Source organism: Mesorhizobium sp. M0048, assembly GCF_040323405.1.
GTDB lineage: Bacteria > Pseudomonadota > Alphaproteobacteria > Rhizobiales > Rhizobiaceae > Mesorhizobium.
The window spans coordinates 115,325-135,193 of record NZ_JAMYUV010000006.1; the positions used below are offsets into that span (position 1 = coordinate 115,325).

18 protein-coding genes and 1 pseudogene are annotated in these 19,869 nt (G+C 62.3%); 11 read left to right on the plus strand and 8 right to left on the minus strand.

The genetic code is table 11. The annotated features are described in order from the left end of the window. The first annotated feature begins 25 nt into the window (after nucleotides 1-25). The 9 genes from NKJ84_RS08730 (at nucleotide 26) to NKJ84_RS08770 (ending at nucleotide 10,629) form a co-directional block, all read left to right on the plus strand. Complete coding sequence (locus tag NKJ84_RS08730) at nucleotides 26-676, plus strand: RNA-binding protein (protein ID WP_352506140.1); 651 nt, start codon at nucleotides 26-28, stop codon at nucleotides 674-676. After that, the gene (gene infB, locus NKJ84_RS08735) at nucleotides 673-3,240 is read left to right on the plus strand and encodes a translation initiation factor IF-2 (protein WP_352506141.1); all 2,568 of its coding nucleotides are present in this window, start codon (nucleotides 673-675) and stop codon (nucleotides 3,238-3,240) included. The genes NKJ84_RS08730 and infB overlap by 4 nt, the downstream gene beginning before the upstream one ends. Nucleotides 3,241-3,453: 213 nt before the next feature. Further along, nucleotides 3,454-3,804 (plus strand): hypothetical protein, encoded by a 351-nt coding sequence (locus NKJ84_RS08740; protein WP_352506142.1) that lies wholly within the window; start codon nucleotides 3,454-3,456, stop codon nucleotides 3,802-3,804. 96 nt (nucleotides 3,805-3,900) lie between these two features. Then, nucleotides 3,901-4,326, plus strand: coding sequence for a 30S ribosome-binding factor RbfA (gene rbfA / locus NKJ84_RS08745; protein ID WP_254816270.1), 426 nt, complete (start codon nucleotides 3,901-3,903; stop codon nucleotides 4,324-4,326). After that, nucleotides 4,326-5,279, plus strand: coding sequence for a tRNA pseudouridine(55) synthase TruB (truB, locus tag NKJ84_RS08750; protein ID WP_352506143.1), 954 nt, complete (start codon nucleotides 4,326-4,328; stop codon nucleotides 5,277-5,279). The genes rbfA and truB overlap by 1 nt, the downstream gene beginning before the upstream one ends. 146 nt (nucleotides 5,280-5,425) lie before the next feature. Next, nucleotides 5,426-6,520: a magnesium/cobalt transporter CorA gene (gene corA / locus NKJ84_RS08755; protein ID WP_254816272.1), complete on the plus strand. Its 1,095-nt coding sequence runs from the start codon at nucleotides 5,426-5,428 to the stop codon at nucleotides 6,518-6,520. A gap of 140 nt (nucleotides 6,521-6,660) precedes the next feature. Further along, nucleotides 6,661-6,972, plus strand: a complete 312-nt coding sequence (gene rpsO, locus NKJ84_RS08760) for a 30S ribosomal protein S15 (protein ID WP_280940423.1) — start codon at nucleotides 6,661-6,663, stop codon at nucleotides 6,970-6,972. 407 nt (nucleotides 6,973-7,379) lie between these two features. Further along, nucleotides 7,380-9,527 carry a polyribonucleotide nucleotidyltransferase gene (pnp, locus tag NKJ84_RS08765; RefSeq protein WP_352506144.1) on the plus strand — a complete coding sequence of 716 codons (2,148 nt, stop codon included), beginning with the start codon at nucleotides 7,380-7,382 and terminating at the stop codon, nucleotides 9,525-9,527. An 88-nt stretch (nucleotides 9,528-9,615) separates the two neighbouring features. After that, nucleotides 9,616-10,629 carry a class I SAM-dependent methyltransferase gene (locus tag NKJ84_RS08770; RefSeq protein ID WP_352506145.1) on the plus strand — a complete coding sequence of 338 codons (1,014 nt, stop codon included), beginning with the start codon at nucleotides 9,616-9,618 and terminating at the stop codon, nucleotides 10,627-10,629. A gap of 36 nt (nucleotides 10,630-10,665) precedes the next feature. Here the strand turns inward: NKJ84_RS08770 and fabI are convergent, their stop codons facing one another. From fabI to fabA, 3 genes are all read right to left on the minus strand, one after another. Then, on the minus strand, nucleotides 10,666-11,478 hold the full coding sequence (gene fabI / locus NKJ84_RS08775) for an enoyl-ACP reductase FabI (protein ID WP_352506146.1): 813 nt from the start codon (nucleotides 11,476-11,478) through the stop codon (nucleotides 10,666-10,668). Nucleotides 11,479-11,491: 13 nt separating this feature from the next. Further along, the gene (gene fabB, locus NKJ84_RS08780; protein ID WP_352506148.1) at nucleotides 11,492-12,712 is read right to left on the minus strand and encodes a beta-ketoacyl-ACP synthase I; all 1,221 of its coding nucleotides are present in this window, start codon (nucleotides 12,710-12,712) and stop codon (nucleotides 11,492-11,494) included. Nucleotides 12,713-12,836: 124 nt separating this feature from the next. Then, nucleotides 12,837-13,355 carry a 3-hydroxyacyl-[acyl-carrier-protein] dehydratase FabA gene (fabA, locus tag NKJ84_RS08785; RefSeq protein WP_352506149.1) on the minus strand — a complete coding sequence of 173 codons (519 nt, stop codon included), beginning with the start codon at nucleotides 13,353-13,355 and terminating at the stop codon, nucleotides 12,837-12,839. Nucleotides 13,356-13,595: 240 nt separating this feature from the next. Between fabA and irrA the strand changes: the two genes are divergently transcribed. Continuing rightward, nucleotides 13,596-14,027: an iron response transcriptional regulator IrrA gene (gene irrA / locus NKJ84_RS08790; RefSeq protein WP_023676913.1), complete on the plus strand. Its 432-nt coding sequence runs from the start codon at nucleotides 13,596-13,598 to the stop codon at nucleotides 14,025-14,027. Between the two features lie 253 nt (nucleotides 14,028-14,280). On the opposite strand, the gene NKJ84_RS08795 is transcribed toward irrA, so the two are convergent. After that, nucleotides 14,281-14,838: an SH3 domain-containing protein gene (locus tag NKJ84_RS08795; protein ID WP_023676915.1), complete on the minus strand. Its 558-nt coding sequence runs from the start codon at nucleotides 14,836-14,838 to the stop codon at nucleotides 14,281-14,283. Between the two features lie 155 nt (nucleotides 14,839-14,993). On the opposite strand from NKJ84_RS08795, the gene NKJ84_RS08800 reads away from it, so the two are divergent. Further along, nucleotides 14,994-15,995 carry a 2-hydroxyacid dehydrogenase gene (locus tag NKJ84_RS08800; protein WP_254816279.1) on the plus strand — a complete coding sequence of 334 codons (1,002 nt, stop codon included), beginning with the start codon at nucleotides 14,994-14,996 and terminating at the stop codon, nucleotides 15,993-15,995. A gap of 71 nt (nucleotides 15,996-16,066) precedes the next feature. Here NKJ84_RS08800 and NKJ84_RS08805 read toward each other — a convergent pair. The 4 genes and pseudogenes from NKJ84_RS08805 to dnaN form a co-directional block, all read right to left on the minus strand. Then, a pseudogene (locus NKJ84_RS08805) lies at nucleotides 16,067-16,549 on the minus strand (GNAT family N-acetyltransferase); the annotation flags it as partial. Next, on the minus strand, nucleotides 16,546-17,307 hold the full coding sequence (locus tag NKJ84_RS08810; protein ID WP_352506150.1) for a molybdopterin-synthase adenylyltransferase MoeB: 762 nt from the start codon (nucleotides 17,305-17,307) through the stop codon (nucleotides 16,546-16,548). The gene NKJ84_RS08810 and the pseudogene NKJ84_RS08805, both read right to left, overlap by 4 nt. A gap of 79 nt (nucleotides 17,308-17,386) precedes the next feature. Further along, nucleotides 17,387-18,535: a DNA replication/repair protein RecF gene (gene recF / locus NKJ84_RS08815; protein WP_352506151.1), complete on the minus strand. Its 1,149-nt coding sequence runs from the start codon at nucleotides 18,533-18,535 to the stop codon at nucleotides 17,387-17,389. A gap of 26 nt (nucleotides 18,536-18,561) precedes the next feature. Further along, nucleotides 18,562-19,680, minus strand: coding sequence for a DNA polymerase III subunit beta (dnaN, locus tag NKJ84_RS08820; RefSeq protein WP_023676920.1), 1,119 nt, complete (start codon nucleotides 19,678-19,680; stop codon nucleotides 18,562-18,564). Nucleotides 19,681-19,869: the final 189 nt, after the last annotated feature.

The window sequence follows — 19,869 nt, forward strand, 5'->3', positions numbered from 1 at the left end:
CGCACCGAACCCGCCCTTGGACGAGATGAACGATCGCACCTGCATCGTCACCCGCAGGCAAGCCGAACCGGATGAACTGATCCGTTTCGTCGTCGGCCCGGATTCGGCCGTCGTTCCGGACATCAAGAGAAACCTGCCCGGCCGCGGTTGCTGGGTGACGGCCGACCGCCTACATATAGACAAGGCAGCGGCGAAAAACCTGTTTGCCCGTGCTTTTAAGGCGCAGGTGAGCGTGCCAGCCGATCTTGGCGGTATGGTCGACGCGCTGCTTTCCAGGTTCGCTCTGGGCATGCTTGGCCTGGCCCGCAAGGCGGGCGCCATAGCGCTCGGAGCGACCAAGGTCGAGAGTGCCGTGCGCGGCGGACTTGCACTTTTCGTGCTCCACGCGACCGAGGCTTCCGACGATGGCGTCCGCAAGATAAGCCAGGCGCGACGGGCAACCGTCCACCTCGGCGGGCCTGCGATCCGCGCTTACAAACTTTTCTCCGAGGCCGAGTTGAGCTTGGCATTGGGGGGTACAAATGTGATACATGCTGCCGTTCTCGCGGGAGACGCGGGCAGGGCGGTCCAGAAGCGCATGGTTGCGCTCGACCGATATCGGGGCGGTTCCCCGGACGATCTGGCAATGCTTGCGGCCGTTGCTGACGAGGATGATGCCGCAGAGGATATGGAATGAGCGATACGAAATCGGGCGACGACAAGACGCTGAGTGTTACGCCGAAGAAGACCTTGACGCTGAAGCGCCCCGGTATGGAACAGGGCACGGTGCGCCAGAACTTCTCGCATGGCCGCACCAAGTCGGTGGTCGTCGAGACCAAGAAGCGCAAGTTCTCGCTGCCTGGCGACAAGCCGGAGCCGGCGGCAGCGCCTGTGTCCGTTTTCACGCCGAAGCCGGTTGCGGCAGTGCCTGCCGTGCAGGAAGCTCCCAAGGCGCCGCCGCCTCCGCCGCCGCTCGAACGCGGCGGCATGGTGCTGAACGAGTTGTCGCGCCAGGAAATGGAAGCACGCCGCCGGGCTCTCGAGGGCTCGAAGGTCCGCGATGTCGAGGATCGCCAGCGCGCCATCGAGGAGGCCAAGCGCCGCAGCGAGGACGAAGAGCGCCGCCGCCGCGAGCGCGAGGAATCGGCTCGCCGTCAGGCCGAGGAAGAGGCACGGCTGCAAGCCGAGGCCGAATCCCGCCGCCGTGCCGAGGAAGAGGCGCGCCGCCGTGCGCCGCTCGCCGCCGAACTGGCGACAGTCGATGACGAGGAAGAGGTCAAGCCGAAGCGGACCGGTGCCGGTGCACCGGTGCGCCGTCTCGTCACCCCCGAAGTGGCACGTCCTGCCAAGCCGACCAAGGGCGAGGAAGACCGCCGCCGCGGAAAGCTGACGCTGAATTCGGCTCTTTCCGACGAGGATGCGCGCGCCCGCTCGCTCTCGTCGATGCGCCGTCGTCAGGAGAAATTCAAGCGCGCGTTGCATAACGAGCCACGCGAGAAAGTCATGCGTGAAGTGATCCTGCCCGAAACCATCACCATCCAGGAGCTGGCGCAGCGCATGTCCGAGCGCGCTGTCGACGTGGTCAAGTTCTTCATGAAGCAGGGCCAGATCCTGAAGCCTGGAGACGTCATCGACGCCGACACGGCCGAACTGGTCGCCACCGAATTTGGCCACACGGTCCGCCGCGTCGCCGAGTCCGACATCGAAGAGGGCTTGTTCAACATCGCCGATCGTCCGGAGGACCTGCAGCCGCGTCCGCCGGTGGTAACGATCATGGGCCATGTCGATCACGGCAAGACCTCGTTGCTCGATGCCATCCGCAATGCCAACGTCGTGTCCGGCGAAGCCGGCGGCATTACCCAGCATATCGGCGCTTATCAGGTCGAGAAGAACGGTCACAAGATCACGTTCATAGACACGCCCGGCCACGCCGCCTTCACGGCGATGCGTGCCCGCGGCGCCCAGGCGACCGATATCGCCATCCTCGTGGTGGCAGCCGACGACAGCGTCATGCCGCAGACGATCGAATCGATCAATCACGCCAAGGCGGCCGGCGTTCCGATAATCGTGGCGATCAACAAGATCGACAAGCATGACGCCGATCCGCAGAAGGTGCGCTCGGAACTGCTGCGCCACGAGGTGTTCGTCGAATCGATGGGCGGCGAGGTGTTGGATGTCGAGGTGTCGGCGACCAAGGGCATCAATCTCGACAAGTTGCTCGAAGCGATCCTGCTGCAGGCCGAAATCCTCGACCTGAAGGCCAATCCGGACCGCACCGCCGAAGGCGTGGTCATCGAAGCCCAGCTCGACAAGGGCCGCGGCCCGGTCGCTACGGTGCTGGTGCAGACCGGCACGTTGATGCCGGGCGACATCCTCGTCGCCGGCAACGAATGGGGCCGGGTACGCGCGCTCGTCAACGATCGCGGCGAGCAAGTCAAGGAAGCGCCGCCGGCAATGCCGGTGGAAGTCCTCGGTCTGCAAGGTACGCCGCTGGCCGGCGACCGCTTCGCCGTTGTCAACAACGAGGCCCGAGCCCGCGAGATCACCGAATATCGCCAGCGTCTGGCGCGCGAGAAGGCGGTGGCCAGGCATGCCGGCCAGCGCGGCTCGCTTGAACAGATGATGTCGCAATTGCAGACCAGCGGATTGAAGGAATTCCCGCTGGTCATCAAGGGCGACGTGCAGGGTTCGATCGAGGCGATCAACGCGGCGCTCGACAATCTCGGCACCGACGAGGTGCGCGCCCGCATCGTCCATGCCGGGGCTGGCGGCATTACCGAAAGCGACGTGTCGCTGGCGGAAACCTCGGGGGCTGCGATCATCGGCTTCAACGTTCGCGCCAATGCGCAGGCCCGCGCGGCCGCGGCTGCGGCAGGCATCGAGATCCGCTACTATTCGATCATCTACAATCTGGTCGATGATGTGAAAGCGGCTCTTTCCGGCCTGCTCTCGCCGGAGCGTCGCGAGACCTTCATCGGCAATGCCGAGATCCTCGAGATCTTCGACATCACCAAGGTCGGCAAGATCGCCGGCTGCCGTGTCACCGAAGGCAAGGTCGAGCGTGGTGCGGGCGTGCGCCTGATCCGCGACAATGTCGTCATCCACGAAGGCACGCTGAAGACCCTGAAGCGCTTCAAGGACGAAGTTTCGGAAGTTCCGGCCGGCCAGGAATGCGGCATGGCCTTCCAAAACTACGAGGACATGCGCGTCGGTGACGTCATCGAGTGCTTCCGCGTCGAGATGGTGACCAGGACGCTGTAGTGTCGGCATATGGAGCAAGAACGAAGCCTTGAGTACCGCTTTGTTCTGTCTCCTGCCGATTTTTCAGGGGTCTACTCAAGGGCGCGGAGCGAAAGTCGTCTCGGCGCCCTGAGACGGTTGTTTTACTGCTTTCTCGTTGGCATTCCGCTTGTGCTTGTCACAAACTATCTCGACGGCTCCGGTGCTTTGGCCGGAGTCGCGGGAGTTGTGGGCATGATGACCATTGTCACGGGTATCATGATCAATCTCGGCCCCATTCTGGCGAGGCGAGTCGAGGTTGCTCATTTCGAGCCTGAACCCACCATGATCCGAGTGGATGTCGCCGGCATCTCAAAGCGTGCCGCAGATACAGAGATCCACATCGGATGGAAATCCGTAAGCCGAGTTACTCTGACCGAATTCGGCATCGGTTTTGTGACGCAAGAGGGTGGCTGGTTTATTCCGATGAGTGCATTTGGGTCCGAGAGCGATTTGAAAGCCGAATACGACAGGATCGTTTCGTTCATGGTCTCATTACAGGCCGGCCCGGAGACAGAGCATTCAGTGCCGCGCACCTTACATTAGCTGAGGTGCAGGTTCCTTGGGGTAGCCAAGCCGGATCAACGGCGCTAAGTCAACCGTTTGAGGCGGTTCGAACCCGCACTGAGAGAAGAGATTTTCATGCCAAGACCACCATCGGCTGGCCCATCCCAGCGCATGCTGCGCGTCGGCGAGCAGGTGCGCCATGCGCTGTCCGAGACCTTGCAGCGCGGCGAGATCCTCGATCCGCTGATCGAGAATGCCGTGGTCTCGGTCTCCGAAGTGCGCATGTCGCCCGATCTGAAGATCGCCACCGCCTTCGTCTCGCCGCTTGGCGCCAAGGATGCCGGTGCGGTGGTCGAAGCGCTCAACAAGCATGCGAAGTTCGTCCGCGGCCGCGTCTCCGGCGCGCTGCGGCAGATGAAGTACATGCCGGAATTCCGCTTCCGGCTCGACACCAGCTACGACAATTTCCAGAAGATCAACGAATTGCTGCACTCGCCCGAAGTGGCGCGCGATCTCAGCGCCGACGACAAAGACAAAGACGACCGGAAGGACAGCGAATAGTGGCGCGCCGCGGCAAGAAGAAGGGCCGGCCGATCTCGGGCTGGCTGATACTGGACAAGCCGGTCGGCATGGGCTCGACCGAAGCCGTCTCCAAGATCAAGTGGCTGTTCCAGGCGGAGAAGGCCGGCCATGCCGGCACGCTCGACCCGCTCGCGTCCGGCATGCTGCCGATCGCACTTGGTGAAGCGACCAAGACGGTGCCTTACGTCCAGGACGGCGCCAAGGTCTACCGCTTCACGGTTGCCTGGGGCGAGGAGCGTTCGACCGACGACCTCGAAGGCCCGGCGACCAAAAGCTCGGACCGCCGTCCGGCGGAAGCCGACGTGCTGGCGCTGCTTTCGAAATATACCGGCGTCATCATGCAGACGCCGCCGCAATTTTCGGCGATCAAGATCGCTGGCGAGCGCGCTTATGACCTTGCCCGCGATGGCGAGACGGTCGACATTCCGGCACGCGAGGTCGAGATCGGCCGGCTCGACCTGGTCGAGCATATGGTCGATCGCACCATCTTCGAGGTCGAATGCGGCAAGGGCACCTATGTCCGCTCGCTGGCGCGCGACATGGGCCGCGAGCTCGGCTGTTTCGGCCACATCGCCGAGCTGCGGCGGGTCGAGGTCGAGCCGTTCACGCAGGAAGATTTCGTTACCCTGGCCGAGTTGGAAGCCGCCCGCTTCGGCGAGCAGGGCGAGCCGCAAGCAGCGGACGCCCCGATCGACTTCGGTGCCATCGATGCACTTCTGGTCGACACCGCCGCCGCGCTCGAATGCCTGCCGCAGGTCGCGATCAGCGATGATGCGGCAACCAAAATCCGCCTCGGCAATCCGGTCATCATTCGCGGCCGTGACGCGCCGGTAGAAGCGGAGGAGGCTTGCGCCACCGCGCGCGGCAAGTTGGTCGCCATCGGCGCTATCGAGCAAGGCATGTTCAAGCCAAAGCGGGTCTTTATCGGGTAACAGCTGTCGCCCGGCGCATGATCTCCAAACCGGATTCTATTTTGGGAAACGATCATGCGTTAAATCAACGGCGCTACGGTGCCGTTTGCCGTCCGAAAGGATGCGCTGCGCTGTAGTGCCGTTCGACGCTGCACTCGAGGGGGCACATGGCAAAGGCTGACACGGTCAACAAACGAGCGGCGCTCAAAACACGGAGGCCGCCGGTTGGGGCTTCGCCGGGCACGCTGATCGCCGACCCGGCGGCGCGCCGCTCCGAGCTCAGGCTGACGTTGATCTCGCCCGAGAAGTTCAAGACGATCGACAATGCCAGCATCGACGACGTCAACACCCATTGCCACAATTGGCCGGTCATCTGGCTCGACTGCACAGGCCTCGCCAATATCCAGCTGATCGAGGAGATCGGCCGGATTTTCAACCTGCATCCGCTGGCGCTGGAAGACGTCGTCAACACCGGTCAGCGGCCGAAGGTGGATTTCTTCGAGGACCACGCCTTTGTCGTCGTCAGGATGATCGACGACGTCACCGCGCACCGTTACGAACAGATCGCCGTCTTCTTCGGCAAGACCTTCGTCGTCACCTTCCAGGAGCGCGAAGGCGACCCATTCGATCCCGTGCGCAAGCGGATCGCAAGCTCGGTGCCCAACCGCTTGCGCTCGCGCGGCGCCGACTATCTCGCTTATGCTTTGATCGACGCCATCGTCGACAGCTATTTCCCGCCGATCGAGGCTGCTGGCGAATTGGTCGACAGCATCGAGGACCAGATGCTGCACCAGGCGCACAAGCACCAGATGCGGCAGCTTCACGAATTGCGGCGCGATGCCAATGTGCTGAAGGGCGTGCTTTGGCCGATGCGCGATGCGCTGGCGACCATGATCCGCAACGACGTGCCCTATGTGAAGGCCGAAACCAAGATATTCCTGAACGACACGCTCGATCATTCGCTGCGATTGATCGAACTGGTCGAAACCCAGCGCGACATGCTGACCGGCCTGATCGAGATGCACTTGTCGCTCAGCCAGGCGCGCACCAACGACGTCATCAGCTACCTGACGATCGTCTCGGTGATCTTCATGCCGCTTACCTTTCTCGTCGGCGTATGGGGCATGAATTTCGACCCCGACACCTCGCCCTGGAATATGCCGGAGCTGAAGGCCTATTACGGCTATCCCCTGTCGCTCGCCTTCATGGCGCTTGTTGCGGTCGGGCTCTTTGCGTACTTCAAATGGAAGAAATGGCTCTGACTAGGCGGAAGTGCCCGTTTATGCAGCGAAAAGCCGGCTTGTGAATTAGGCTGGCCTTTTTGTCGGAATTGCACTATATGCGCCGCAGCTTCGCGCTTTGACGCGTTGCTTGCACCGGCCCCTGCTGGACGACATCCCGGCTGAGGGCGTCCCGTTTCCTCAAACAGACAAGGAAAAACACGATGTCGATTACTGCCGAACGCAAGAAGGAATTGATGGGCGAATTCGCAACCGCCAAGGGCGATACCGGGTCTCCGGAAGTTCAGGTGGCCATCCTTTCCGAGCGCATCAAGAACCTGACCGATCATTTCAAGGACCACAAGAAGGATAACCATTCCCGCCGTGGTCTGCTCGCTCTCGTTTCCCAGCGCCGCAGCCTGCTTGATTATCTCAAGCGCAAGGACGACGCGCGCTATCAGACGCTGATCGAGAAGCTCGGTCTGCGCCGTTGACGAATTGACCGGCGGGTTCTTTCGAGAGCCCGCCGGTCGCGCATTGGAGCATCGGATCATCCAAGGCTCCAATGAAGAAAGCAGAGCGCCGCGCACCGGTTTGGCTGCGCAAAGGACGCTCTGAAGTTTTAGATTTGCGCAGGATACTTTCCGAAAACCTGGTTTTCGGGTTCACGCGCAAGGCCAGTCGGATCGATTGGCCAACCCGGTTTCGAAACAGCAGAGGGCCATTCGAAACCGCCCATGGACGGTCATGGGGCAGGATTGCAGGACGCTCGTGCGGCACCGCGCCGAATAGCCGAGCTTCCCGTTGTCTTGCCCGTGGCTGCCCGAGAAAGGAAGCCAAGGGAAAGGGCATCCGCGCACGCTGAAACGGCGCGGCCCTTTCCGCATACGAAGGACAAGACATGTTCAATTACCACAAAGTGGAAATCGAATGGGGCGGCCGCCCGCTCATTCTCGAAACCGGCAAGATCGCGCGTCAGGCTGATGGCGCGGTGCTGGCTACCTACGGCGAAACCAAGGTTCTCGCCACCGTCGTCTCGATGAAGGAGCCGAAACCCGGCCTCGATTTCTTCCCGCTGACGGTCAACTACCAGGAAAAGACTTACGCCGCCGGCAAGATCCCGGGTGGCTATTTCAAGCGGGAAGGCCGTCCGAGCGAGAAGGAAACGCTGGTTTCCCGCCTGATCGACCGCCCGATCCGCCCGCTCTTCGCCGAAGGCTACAAGAACGACACCCAGATCGTCGTCACTGTCGTCCAGCACGATCTCGAAAATGATCCGGACATCCTGTCGATCGTCGCCACCTCCGCCGCCCTGACCTTGTCCGGCGTGCCGTTCATGGGTCCGGTCGGCGCCGCCCGCGTCGGGTACATCAACGGCGAATATGTGCTCAACCCGCACGTCGACGAGATGCAAGAATCGAAGCTCGACCTGGTCGTCGCCGGCACCGCCGACGCCGTGCTGATGGTCGAGTCCGAAGCCAAGGAACTCGGCGAGGACCTTATGCTGGGCGCCGTCATGTTCGGCCACAGGGGATTCCAGCCGGTGATCGACGCGATCATCAAGCTGGCTGAAGTCGCGGCCAAGGACCCGCGCGACTTCACCGCCCCAGACTATTCCGCACTTGAAGCCGAGATGCTCAAGATCGTCGAAGGCGAGCTTCGCGACGCCTACAAGATCACCGACAAGCAGAAGCGCTATGCCGCCGTCGACGCCGTCAAGGCGAAGGTCAAGGCCGCGTTCGCGCCGGCAGAAGGCGAAGAGGCCAAATACACGTCCGAACAGATCGGCACCGTGTTCAAGGAACTCCAGGCCAAGGTCGTGCGCTGGAACATCCTCGACGCCGGCTCGCGCATCGACGGCCGCGACCTGAAGACGGTCCGCAAGATCGTCTCGGAAGTCGGCGTCCTGCCGCGCACGCACGGCTCGGCGCTGTTCACCCGTGGCGAGACCCAGGCGCTGGTCGTCGCCACGCTCGGCACCGGCGAGGACGAGCAGTATGTCGATTCGCTGACCGGCATGTACAAGGAGAAGTTCCTCCTGCACTACAACTTCCCTCCCTATTCGGTCGGTGAGACCGGCCGCATGGGTTCGCCGGGCCGCCGCGAAATCGGTCATGGCAAGCTCGCCTGGCGCGCCATCCGGCCGATGCTGCCGACCGCCGACCAGTTCCCCTATACGTTGCGCGTCGTTTCGGAGATCACCGAGTCCAACGGTTCGTCATCGATGGCTACCGTCTGCGGCACCTCGCTGGCGCTGATGGATGCCGGCGTGCCGCTGGCCAAGCCGGTCGCCGGTATTGCAATGGGCCTGATCAAGGAAGGCGAGCGCTTCGCCGTGCTCTCCGACATTCTTGGCGACGAGGACCACCTCGGCGACATGGACTTCAAGGTTGCCGGCACCGCCTACGGCATCACCTCGCTGCAGATGGACATCAAGATCGAGGGCATCACCGAGGAGATCATGAAGATCGCCCTCGACCAGGCCAAGGAAGGCCGTCAGCACATTCTTGGCGAAATGGCCCATGCCCTGTCCGGCGCGCGTGCCGAGCTCGGCGAGTTCGCACCGCGCATCGAGGTCATGCACATTCCGACCGACAAGATCCGCGATGTGATCGGCTCGGGCGGCAAGGTCATCCGCGAAATCGTCGAAAAGACCGGTGCCAAGATCAACATCGAGGATGACGGCACGGTCAAGATCGCTTCGGCCAACGCCAAGGAGATCGAGGCGGCGAAGAAGTGGATACACACCATCGTCGCTGAGCCGGAAGTCGGGGAGATCTACGAAGGCACGGTCGTCAAGACCGCCGACTTCGGCGCTTTCGTCAACTTCTTCGGCCCGCGTGACGGTCTCGTCCACATCTCGCAGCTCGCCAATGATCGTGTCGCCAAGACCTCCGATGTCGTCAAGGAAGGCGACAAGGTCTGGGTCAAGCTGATGGGCTTCGACGAGCGCGGCAAGGTCCGCCTGTCGATGAAGGTCGTCGACCAGGCCACCGGCAAGGAAATCGCTCGCGACAAAAAGAGCGAAGGCGAAGAAAACGCCGCCTAAGCTGATCTAACTATGCAATCGAAGCGGGCGCGCCGGAAGGTCGCGCCCGTTTGCATTCAACAACAGCCTTGCAGTTCAAGAGTGGTGAATGTCCGCCGAGCCGCTGAAGACGCTTTTCCATCCATTCGAGGCGGGGGCTGTGTCCCTGCCACGAAAGGATGAATGCATTCTCTTTCTCGGTGCCGAGCCCGGCTTTCGCTTACCCGAAGGCTTTGATGCCAAGCTTCATCTCGTCCAAGGCTTCAGGCCGCATTTTCGTGCCTTGCAGGCATCCGGCTTCACTGTCACGCCGCAGGTCGAAGGCGAGGCTTTCGACGCGGCATTTGTGCTCGCCGGCCGCCATCGCGGCCAAAACGAGTTGCGCGTCGCCGAAGCGGTCGAACGCGTGGCACCAGGGGGGTTGATCGTCGTCGCCGGCGGCAAGGACGATGGCGTCGCCAGCCTGCGCAAGCATGTCGGCGCCCTTGTGCCGCTCGAAGGCCACCTGCCGAAGCATCACGGCATTGCCTTCTGGTTTCGCCGGCCGGCCGATACCGTTGCCGCGGCAACGCTTCGAGCCGCCAATCCGGATTTGGTGGTCGAGGACCGCTTCCGCACGGCCCCAGGCATGTTTTCCTTCGACAAGATCGATGCGGGATCGAAGCTGCTGGTCGAAAATCTGCCCAACGATCTGCGTGGCAGTGTTGCGGATTTCTGTGCCGGTTGGGGCTATGTCGCTGCCGAGGTCGCCGCCCGCTCACCCGGCATATCGGCGCTTGACCTTTACGAAGCGGATTTCGAGGCGCTGGAGGCGGCCAAAACCAATGTCGGCAGCACAGGCGTGGAACCACGTTTCTTCTGGACAGATCTTTTGAGCGAACCGGTCGAGCGCCGCTACGATGTGGTCGTCATGAACCCGCCCTTTCACCGCAGCCGGGCGACTGAGCCGGAAATCGGTGCCGGTATGATCCGCGCGGCAGGCAAAGCGCTGAAGCCGGGCGGCCGGTTGTTCATGGTGGCAAACCGTCAGCTTCCCTACGAACCGGTGCTGGCGGCCGCCTTCTCCAGCCATGGGGAGCTCGCCCGCGACGGCATGTTCACGGTCTTCTCGGCGCGACGCTGAAACGCTGCGGGGCAAGCCGGCGACGTGTCGCTCGCGCTATTCCCGTCCGGCGTCGGTCTGCTTCAACTCGTCAAGCGTCGGCATGGACACGATGTGATAGCCGGAATCGACATAGTGGATTTCGCCGGTGACGCCGGACGACAGGTCGGACAGCAAATAGAGCGCGGAGCCGCCGACTTCGTCGATCGTCACCGTACGGCGTAGCGGCGAGTTGCGCTGCTGGTAGGAGAACATGTGGCGTGCGTCGGAAATCCCGGCGCCCGCAAGCGTCCGTACCGGTCCCGCCGATATGCCGTTCACCCTGATGCCTCGCGGGCCGTAGTCGTTGGCTAGATAGCGGACGCTGGCCTCCAGCCCGGCCTTGGCAACACCCATGACGTTGTAGTTCGGCATGACGCGAACCGAACCCGCATAAGTCAGCGTGATCATCGAGCCGCCGTCCTTCATCAACGTGGCGGCGTGGCGGGCAACCTCGGTGAAGGAATAGCAGGAGATCACCATGGTGCGGATGAAATTGTCGCGGCTGGTATCGGCGTAGAGGCCTTTCAGCTCGTTCTTGTCGGAAAAACCGATGGCGTGGACAATGAAGTCCAGCCCACCCCATGCCTTGCCCAAGGTCTCGAAAGTTGCGGCGACCGATGCGCTGTCCTCGACGTCGCAAGGCACCACCAGCGATGCGCCCAGCTTCTCGGCGAGCGGCTTGACCCGGCGTCCGAAGGCCTCGCCCTGATAGGTGAAGGCGAGTTCCGCGCCATGTTCGGACAGTTTGCGGGCGATACCCCAGGCAATGGAATGATCGTTGGCGACACCCATGACAAGCCCGCGCTTGCCCTTCATCAATCCGTCCATGGTCGGCAAATCCTTATGCGGAATAGCGCTGGAAAATCAGCGTAGCGTTGGTGCCACCGAAACCGAACGAATTGGACAAAACAGTGTCGATCCTTGCGTCGTCGATGCGCTTGCGCACGATCGGCATGCCTTCGAATTCCGGATCGAGGTTCTCGATATGGGCGCTCTCGCCGATGAAGCCGCCTTGCATCATCAGGATCGAGTAGATCGATTCCTGCACGCCGGCCGCACCTAGCGAATGGCCGGTCAGCGATTTCGTCGATGTGATGAAAGGCACTTCCTCTCCGAACACCTCGCGGATGGCGCCCATTTCCTTGGAGTCGCCGACCGGCGTCGAGGTGCCGTGCGTATTGATGTAGTCGACTGGTGAAGTGACGGTCGCCATTGCCTGTCGCATGCAGCGTGCCGCGCCTTCGCCCGATGGCGCCACCATGTCGTAGCCGTCCGAGGTGGCGCCATAGCCGACGATCTCGGCATAGATCTTGGCGCCGCGCGCTTTTGCGTGCTCGAGCTCTTCAAGAATCAGCACGCCGGCGCCGCCGGCAATGACGAATCCGTCGCGATCGACGTCGTAGGCGCGGGAGGCGACCGATGCCCTGTCGTTGAACTTGGACGACATGGCGCCCATGGCATCGAAGAGATCCGACATCGTCCAGTCGAGATCCTCATGGCCGCCGGCGAAGACGATGTCCTGCTTGCCCCACTGGATCAGCTCGTAGCCATTGCCGATGCAATGCGCAGACGTCGAGCAGGCCGATGAGATGGAATAGTTGACGCCGTGGATCTTGAACCAGGTGGCAAGCGTCGCCGACGCGGTCGACGACATCGCTTTTGGCACCGCGAACGGGCCGATCCGCTTGGGGCTGCCGTTTTTGATCGTGGTCTCGGCCGCCTCGACGATTGCACGGGTCGACGGTCCGCCGGAGCCCATCACGATGCCGGTGCGCTCGTTGGTGATGTCGGTCTCGTCGAGGCCGGCATCTGCGATCGCCTGGTCCATTGCGACGTGGTTCCAGGCAGCACCCTGCGACAGGAAGCGCATGGCGCGACGGTCGATCATGCCCGACGGATCCAGTGTCGGCGCACCCCACACCCGGCAACGGAAGCCATGCTCGGCGAAAGAGTCGGAGAAGCTGATGCCGGATCTGGCATCGTGCAGCGAGGTCTGCACCTCGTTGGCATTATTGCCTATCGACGACACGATGCCGAGACCTGTGACTACGACCCGTCTCATTCGCAACTCCTTCCAGCGCGGACCTCCGAAACCTGAAATCGATTTGCGGAACGGAACCATGCGCAAAATTAAAGTGCTACAGCGTCCTTTGGACGTCCAAGACGTGGCACTGTAGGGTCTTCGTTCAGACGGCGGCCGATTGCTTGGAAAGACCGACCTTCAGATCCGTTGCCGCATATATGGGCTCGCCATCTGCCTTCAGCCAGCCATCGGCGATACCAAGCACAAGCCGACCGCGCATCACCCGCTTGAAGTCGACGCCATACTCCACCTTCTTGACCGTTGGCGTGACCATGCCTTTGAACCTCACCTCCCCGGTCGACAGCGCCATTCCCTTGCCGGGTTCACCGAGCCATCCGAGATAGAACCCCGTCAACTGCCACATGGCGTCCAGGCCCAGGCATCCCGGCATGATCGGATTGCCGATGAAATGGCAGGCGAAAAACCACAAATCCGGCTTGATATCGAACTCCGCGCGGATGAAACCCTTGTCGAACGCACCGCCAGTTTCGCTGATCTCGGTGATGCGGTCGAACATCAGCATCGGCGGATAGGGCAGCTGCGCATTTCCCGGTCCGAACAGCTCGCCGCGGGCGCAGGCAAGCAATTCCTCGTAACCGTAGCTGGATTTCGAACCCGCCATCAATCTCGTCCCCGTGATCGTCCCGGGCGAAAGGCGCCCTTGTCGGTGGTTTCCTAACACAATCTGTTTCAGGCCGGAAACCGGCGTTTGCGCTTAACCTGCCCGTCTGCCCGGGTCAATGCGCGCTATTGATCGCATTCGGTCGACAGAATATATGTCAGGACACGTCCAGTTTCGGCAGATGCTCAATTTCTGCCATGTTGGACGTGTCTGAGGCGGAACTGTGAGCGCGACGGATAGATGGATCTGGGTTGCCGGAAGGATAATGTCGCTGTGGACAAGCGGGTTCGCGAGGCCGGTCTGAGGCCGACACGCCAGCGCATCGCACTGGCCGATCTGCTTTTCGCCAAGGGCGACCGCCATCTTTCGGCCGAGGAACTGCACGAGGAGGCGCTTGCCGCCGGCGTGCCGGTGTCCCTGGCCACCGTCTACAATGCTCTGCACCAGTTTACCCAGGCAGGTCTTCTGCGCATCCTTGCCGTCGAGGGATCGAAGACTTATTTCGACACCAACACATCCGATCACCATCATTTCTATATCGAGGGCGAAAACAGGATCTTCGATATCGACAGCGGCCCGGTGACGGTTTCCAACCTGCCGGAACCGCCGGAAGGCATGGAGATCGCCAATGTCGATATCGTGGTGAGACTGCGTCCGAAACGCTGCGACTGACCGGCGCCTTATGAATTCCTGGATTTGACGCTCCGGCTTTGAATGGGTCGCCGTCGCGGTGGCGGCTTTTGTCTTCTATGCGATCGCTGGTGTTCCTGGTGGTTGTTTGGGATATGGCTTGAAGCTGTCGAGCAGTTTCCAGGATACCCATCTCGGCCGCATCGGCCGCTAAACCATCCCCGAACCGAAGATCAGCGAAACAAGTGCCGGATCCGGTGCTTGCCGTGCTGGCCCGACCTGCGGTCCAGAAACGTCAGTTCTTGACCTTTTCGCCGGGATAGGCACCCCAGACGAGCGACTGCGCGAGCCAGCCGGTATGACCGTCGAAGGTCATTTCGCACCACTGGCCATCGCAGGACTTGATCGTGCCCATCACCCCCGGTTCGAGGATCGCGATGACGCCAGCATCTTTTGCCGGGTCGTCTAGGAGGTTGACGCGAGCGTCCTTGCCGCGCTGCCAGGGGGCGACGATCGCCGTGCGGCGGCCCGAAAGCAGCGACTGATTGATCCAGCCTTCCGAGCCGTCGGCATCGCGCACACGGCGCCACGTATCGAACTCCTGGATGATCTCCATCGGCAGGCCTGGCTTCATATACATCCAGTCGACGGAATAATTGACGCCCGGCCCAACGCGCGAGTTGACGCGGCCGGATTTCAGGCTGACGAAGCGCGGCAGCGGCAAGCCGCTTGGTCCGAGCGTGACGCTCTGGGCGGGTGCCGCGGCACTTTGCGCCATCACCAGTGGGCTATGGATGAGAGCGCCGAGGAATGCTGCACTGAGGGTCAGGCGGAGCGACGCGAAACCAGACACTTTCGTTCCTTTCGGCGCCGGCCCATCGGCCTTCGCCCCTTTTTCTTTGTCTTCGGCGGAACCGCTTGTTACATGAATGACCGGTACCGCGATCGGCTCTCAGTTTCGCCGTTCTTGGTTAAAGAGGTCTCAACGAGATCGGGTTCGAGGAAACAATGGCAGGCAAAAAGAAGCCCCTCGTCATCATCACGCGCAAATTGCCCGACCCGGTCGAGACCCGCATGCGCGAGTTGTTCGACGCCCGCTTGAATGTCGAGGACAGGCCGATGACGCAGCCGGAATTGGTGGCGGCGGTCAAGGAGGCCGACGTGCTGGTGCCGACCGTCACCGACAATATCGATGCGGCGCTGATTGCCCAGGCTGGCGACAACCTCAAGCTGATCGCCAATTTTGGCAATGGCGTTGACAAGATCGATGTTGCGGCAGCGGCCAAGAAAGGCATCACCGTCACCAACACGCCGAACGTGTTGACCGAAGATACGGCCGACATGACCATGGCGCTAATGCTGGCCGTGCCGCGGCGGCTGGCCGAAGGCGCCAACGTGCTGACCGGCGACAAGAAATGGGCGGGCTGGTCGCCGACTTGGATGCTCGGCCGGCGCATCTGGGGCAAACGGCTCGGCATTGTCGGCATGGGTCGCATCGGCACCGCCGTCGCCAGGCGCGCCAAGGCCTTTGGCCTCTCGATCCACTACCACAACCGCCACCGCGTGCTTCCGGCAATCGAGGACGAGTTGGAAGCGACATATTGGGAAAGCCTCGACCAGATGCTCGCCCGAATGGACATTATCTCGGTCAATTGCCCATCGACACCGGCAACCTTCCACCTGCTTTCGGCGCGGCGGCTGGCGCTTCTGCAACCGTCAGCTTACATAGTCAACACCGCGCGCGGCGATATCATCGATGAGGAATCGCTGGTCAAGCTCATCCATGACGGCAAGATCGCCGGCGCCGGCCTCGACGTCTACGAGCACGAGCCGGCGCTGAACAGCAAGCTGCTGAAACTTGCCCACAAAGGCAAGGTCGTGCTGTTGCCGCATATGGGCTCGGCGACCCTCGAAGGCCGTATCGACATGGGCGAGAAGGTAATCATCAACATCCGCGCCTTCTTCGACGGTCATCGTCCGCCCGACCGTGTGCTGCCGCTGAGGGCGTGACCTGCCATCGCGCCGGCATGGTCTTGCCGCGGCAACCGCGCGTTCGTCTTTGGATAGCGTTTGCCTACGGGAAGCATCTTGCGCATGGTGATCGAGGTCGGCCGGTCGTAGCCCTTGTGCGCTGTCCGTTCGGTTTCACGAAAACCGAGGCGGGCAAAGGCTGCGTGATTTCCGGTCAGCTCGATCCGGGTCTGGAGCTCGATGGCGGTCCTGTTGTGGCTGCGGGCAAGATCTTCGACGGCCTGCATCAGCTGTTTTCCGACGCCTTGTCCCTGAAGCGTCGGCTCGACCGCGAGCTTTCCAATATAGAGGTCGTTTGCGCGCTTAAGGACGAAGACGCAAGCGACGATCTCGTTTTCCTTCAGGGCCAGGAATGCTGTCTCCTCCAGCGCTCTAGCCCTGAGATTTTCAACGGTAAGGCGATGCGCCGAGGACGGCGGGTCAATGACGCCGTCCATGAAGGCGAAGGCGCGCATGATCAGAGCCAGGACCTCGTCCCACCGGTCGAAATCGGCCGCAAGCTGCACAATGGAGACCTCGGCAGACTGGCTCACGGGCTGGTTCGCTTGTAGCGGATCGTGTCGAAGCGTGCCGCCAGCGCATCGTAGAGCAACAGTCGCCCGACCAGCGGCTCGCCAATCCCGGTGATCAGCTTGATCGCTTCCATTGCTTGCAGCGTGCCGATGACCCCGGTCAGCGCGCCGACAATGCCGGCCACCGCGCAGGACGGCACCAGTCCCGGCGGCGGTGCTTCGGGAAAAAGATCGCGGTAGCTTGGGTTCAACTTGCCGTCCGGGCCGGTCTCGAAAGGCTTCAGTACGGTGACCGAGCCGTCGAAGCGGCCAACGGCGGCGTGCACGAGCGGCCGGCTTTCGGCGGCGCAGGCGTCGGCCACTGCGTAGCGTGCCTCGAAATTGTCGGAGCCGTCAACGACGATGTCATAACGGGCGATGAGGGCAGGGGCGGTGTCTGCGGTCAGCCTGAAATTGTGCTCTTCCACGACTACGTTTGGATTGATGCGGGTGATCGCAGCCTTGGCACTGTCGGTTTTTGCCATGCCGACCATGTCCGTGCCGTGAATCACTTGTCGTTGCAGGTTGGAAAGGGAGACGCTGTCGTCGTCGACGATACCGAGCGTGCCAACGCCCGCAGCGGCGAGATATTCGAGCACCGGCGCACCCAATCCGCCGGCGCCAATGACCAGCACCCGCGCCCGCTTTAGCCGCTGCTGGCCGGCGCCGCCGATTTCGGGCAGCACTATGTGGCGGGCGTAGCGTTCGAGCTCTTCGTCGGTAAGGGCGGCTGTGATCATCCCCGGGACCATATAACGGAGGAAAAAACTTGTCAGGCATCAATGCGTGCCGCTCAGAAGTGCGCGCCATGGCCGAAGGTCAAATGGTCGGCCTGACCTTACCGTGATCTACGGTCAGGAACTGCGCTCGTCCCTTGAGGCTGTCAAACAACGCGGCATCGGTCCCGGTCATGAAGGCCTGGCAGTTCAGTTCCTCCAGGATCGAGAACAAGGCCGCCCGTCGACCGCCGTCGAGATGGGCGGCAATCTCGTCGAGCAGCAGGATCGGCGTCATGCCCGATATTTCGCCGGTTAGCCGCGCATGCGATAAGACGATGCCGACCAGCAGCGCCTTCTGCTCGCCGGTCGAACAGAGCTCGGCTGGCATCGCTTTGGGCCGGTGGCGCACCACGAGGTCGGTACGGTGCGGGCCGTCGAGCGTGCGCCCGGCGGTGCGGTCGCGGTCGCGCCCCTGGGCAAGGGCGCGACGGAACCGTTCCTCTACGTCGACGGCCGGTAAAACACCGATTTCGCCTTCCAGTTCGCCCGAGATGCCGATGTCGGCTTGCGGAAACGGTCCGTCGCCGGGCAGCCGGTCGATCATGGCGGCGAGCAGGCGCACCAGTTCGGCACGCGCCGCGGCAATTGCCACGCCGGTCTCAGCCATTTGCATCTCGATCGCATCGAACCACGCACTGTCGCGCGAACCGTCGGCGAGCAGCCTGTTGCGGCCGCGCATTGCCTTTTCGTAGTCAAGCGCGCGCTGGCCGTGGCCGGGATCGATCGCAAGCACCAGCCGGTCGAGGAAGCGCCGACGATCGGCCGCCGGCCCGGGGAACAGGCCGTCCATAGCCGGTGTCAACCAGACCACGCGCAGCCATTCCAGCATGTCTTCGGCTGAGCGTGCCGCCGCGCCGTTGATCCGCACTCGCCGGCCGCCTTCGCCGTCGCTGCCCGCTATTCCGGTACCGATCTCGACCTGGCCTTCCGGCCCGTCAAGCCGGGCATGCAGCGCAAAGCCACCATCACCGCCTTCGCGCGCCACCTCGGCATAGGGTGCGCGGCGCAAGCCGCGGCCAGGCGTGAGCAGCGAGATCGCTTCAAGCAGATTGGTTTTTCCGGCGCCATTGTCGCCGGAAAAAACCACGGCGCCGGGATCAAGGTCGATTGCCAACGCCGCATAGTTGCGGAAATTCGTAAGTGTGAGCTTACTTATGTAGGTCTGCTGCGGTTTTGCAGATTTGGTCACGGCAGCAAGATGGCCCCGTTCGGGCCCTACACCCGCATCGGCATCAGCACGTAGAGCGCGGTCTCGTCGGCCATATCGTGGATCAGCGTCGGGGAACCGGCATCCGCCAGCATGAACTTCGCCTCCGTGCCGGTCAGTTGCGCGGCAACGTCGAGCAGGTATTTGGCGTTGAAGCCGATCTCGATCGGATCAGACGAATAGTCGGCCGCCAGTTCCTCGGTGGCACTGCCCGAATCCGGGTTGTTGACCGCAAGCGTGACCTGTCCTTCGGCGATCGAAAGCTTCACCGCCCGGCCGCGTTCGGACGAAATGGTCGAAACGCGATCGACGGCAGCGGCGAAACTCTGGCGATCGATAATCAGCTTCTTGTCGTTGCCGGTCGGAATGACGCGCTGGTAGTCCGGGAAAGTGCCGTCGATCAGCTTGGAGGTCAAGATAACGCTGCCGATGGTGAAACGAATCTTGGTGTCGGACAACTCGGTGGTGACTGCAACATCGGGATCGTCGACCAGCTTTTGCAACTCGCTGACCGTCTTTCGCGGGATGATGACGCCAGGCATGCCCTCAGAGCCTGCCGGCGCATCGATCTCGGCCCGCGCCAGCCGGTGGCCGTCGGTCGCGACAGAGCGCAGTTTCAGCTTGCCGCCGGCCTCGTGCGTGTGCAGATAAATGCCGTTCAGATAATAGCGCGTCTCCTCGGTCGAGATGGCGAACTGGGTCTTTTCGATGAGGCCCTTTAGTCCGACGGAATCGAGCCGGAAAATATGCGAGAACGACCCGGCTGAAAGTTCGGGAAAGTCGGACTGCGGCAGGCACTGCAGGCGGAAGCTCGAGCGCCCCGACGTCACCGTCATGGCGTTGCCGTCTTCGTCGGTCTTCAGCGCCACCTCCGCGCCGTCGGCAAGCTTGCGCACGATGTCGTAGAGCAGATGCGCCGGGACCGTTGTCGCCCCGCCGCGCTCGACCTTTGCCGGCGTCGCTTCGGTCACCTCCAGGTCGAGGTCGGTCGCCTTCATTTCAAGGCTGGCCCCCTCGGCGCTGAGCAGCACGTTCGACAGGATCGGAATGGTGTTGCGCCGCTCGACCACGCGGTGAACATGGTTGAGAGACTTCAGGAGATTTGACCGTTCCAGGATAACACGCATGACGAAACAGGCTCGCTTGAATGAATGAACGGGTCTCCGGCAAGCGGTGCCCCGCGAAAGGTCTGAACAGGCTCAGAATCTGCGTAAACTGACAGGAAAAACCCGGCAAACGCAAGCCCGCGCCACCGGTTCGGACCGGCTGCGCGGGCTTTCTAGGCATAAAAAGGCCGAAGTCCGCGAGCCGGCGTT

Coding starts and splice junctions, on each gene's coding strand:
- fabI (WP_352506146.1), bottom strand. CDS start 11,478: ATGGACGGATTGATGAAGGGCAAGCGCGGGCTTGTCATGGGTGTCGCC.
- pnp (WP_352506144.1), top strand. CDS start 7,380: ATGTTCAATTACCACAAAGTGGAAATCGAATGGGGCGGCCGCCCGCTC.
- dnaN (WP_023676920.1), bottom strand. CDS start 19,680: ATGCGTGTTATCCTGGAACGGTCAAATCTCCTGAAGTCTCTCAACCAT.
- NKJ84_RS08770 (WP_352506145.1), top strand. CDS start 9,616: ATGTCCGCCGAGCCGCTGAAGACGCTTTTCCATCCATTCGAGGCGGGG.
- NKJ84_RS08810 (WP_352506150.1), bottom strand. CDS start 17,307: ATGATCACAGCCGCCCTTACCGACGAAGAGCTCGAACGCTACGCCCGC.
- NKJ84_RS08730 (WP_352506140.1), top strand. CDS start 26: ATGAACGATCGCACCTGCATCGTCACCCGCAGGCAAGCCGAACCGGAT.
- infB (WP_352506141.1), top strand. CDS start 673: ATGAGCGATACGAAATCGGGCGACGACAAGACGCTGAGTGTTACGCCG.
- fabA (WP_352506149.1), bottom strand. CDS start 13,355: ATGGCGGGTTCGAAATCCAGCTACGGTTACGAGGAATTGCTTGCCTGC.
- NKJ84_RS08800 (WP_254816279.1), top strand. CDS start 14,994: ATGGCAGGCAAAAAGAAGCCCCTCGTCATCATCACGCGCAAATTGCCC.
- corA (WP_254816272.1), top strand. CDS start 5,426: ATGGCAAAGGCTGACACGGTCAACAAACGAGCGGCGCTCAAAACACGG.
- rbfA (WP_254816270.1), top strand. CDS start 3,901: ATGCCAAGACCACCATCGGCTGGCCCATCCCAGCGCATGCTGCGCGTC.
- NKJ84_RS08740 (WP_352506142.1), top strand. CDS start 3,454: ATGATGACCATTGTCACGGGTATCATGATCAATCTCGGCCCCATTCTG.
- irrA (WP_023676913.1), top strand. CDS start 13,596: ATGGATCTGGGTTGCCGGAAGGATAATGTCGCTGTGGACAAGCGGGTT.
- fabB (WP_352506148.1), bottom strand. CDS start 12,712: ATGAGACGGGTCGTAGTCACAGGTCTCGGCATCGTGTCGTCGATAGGC.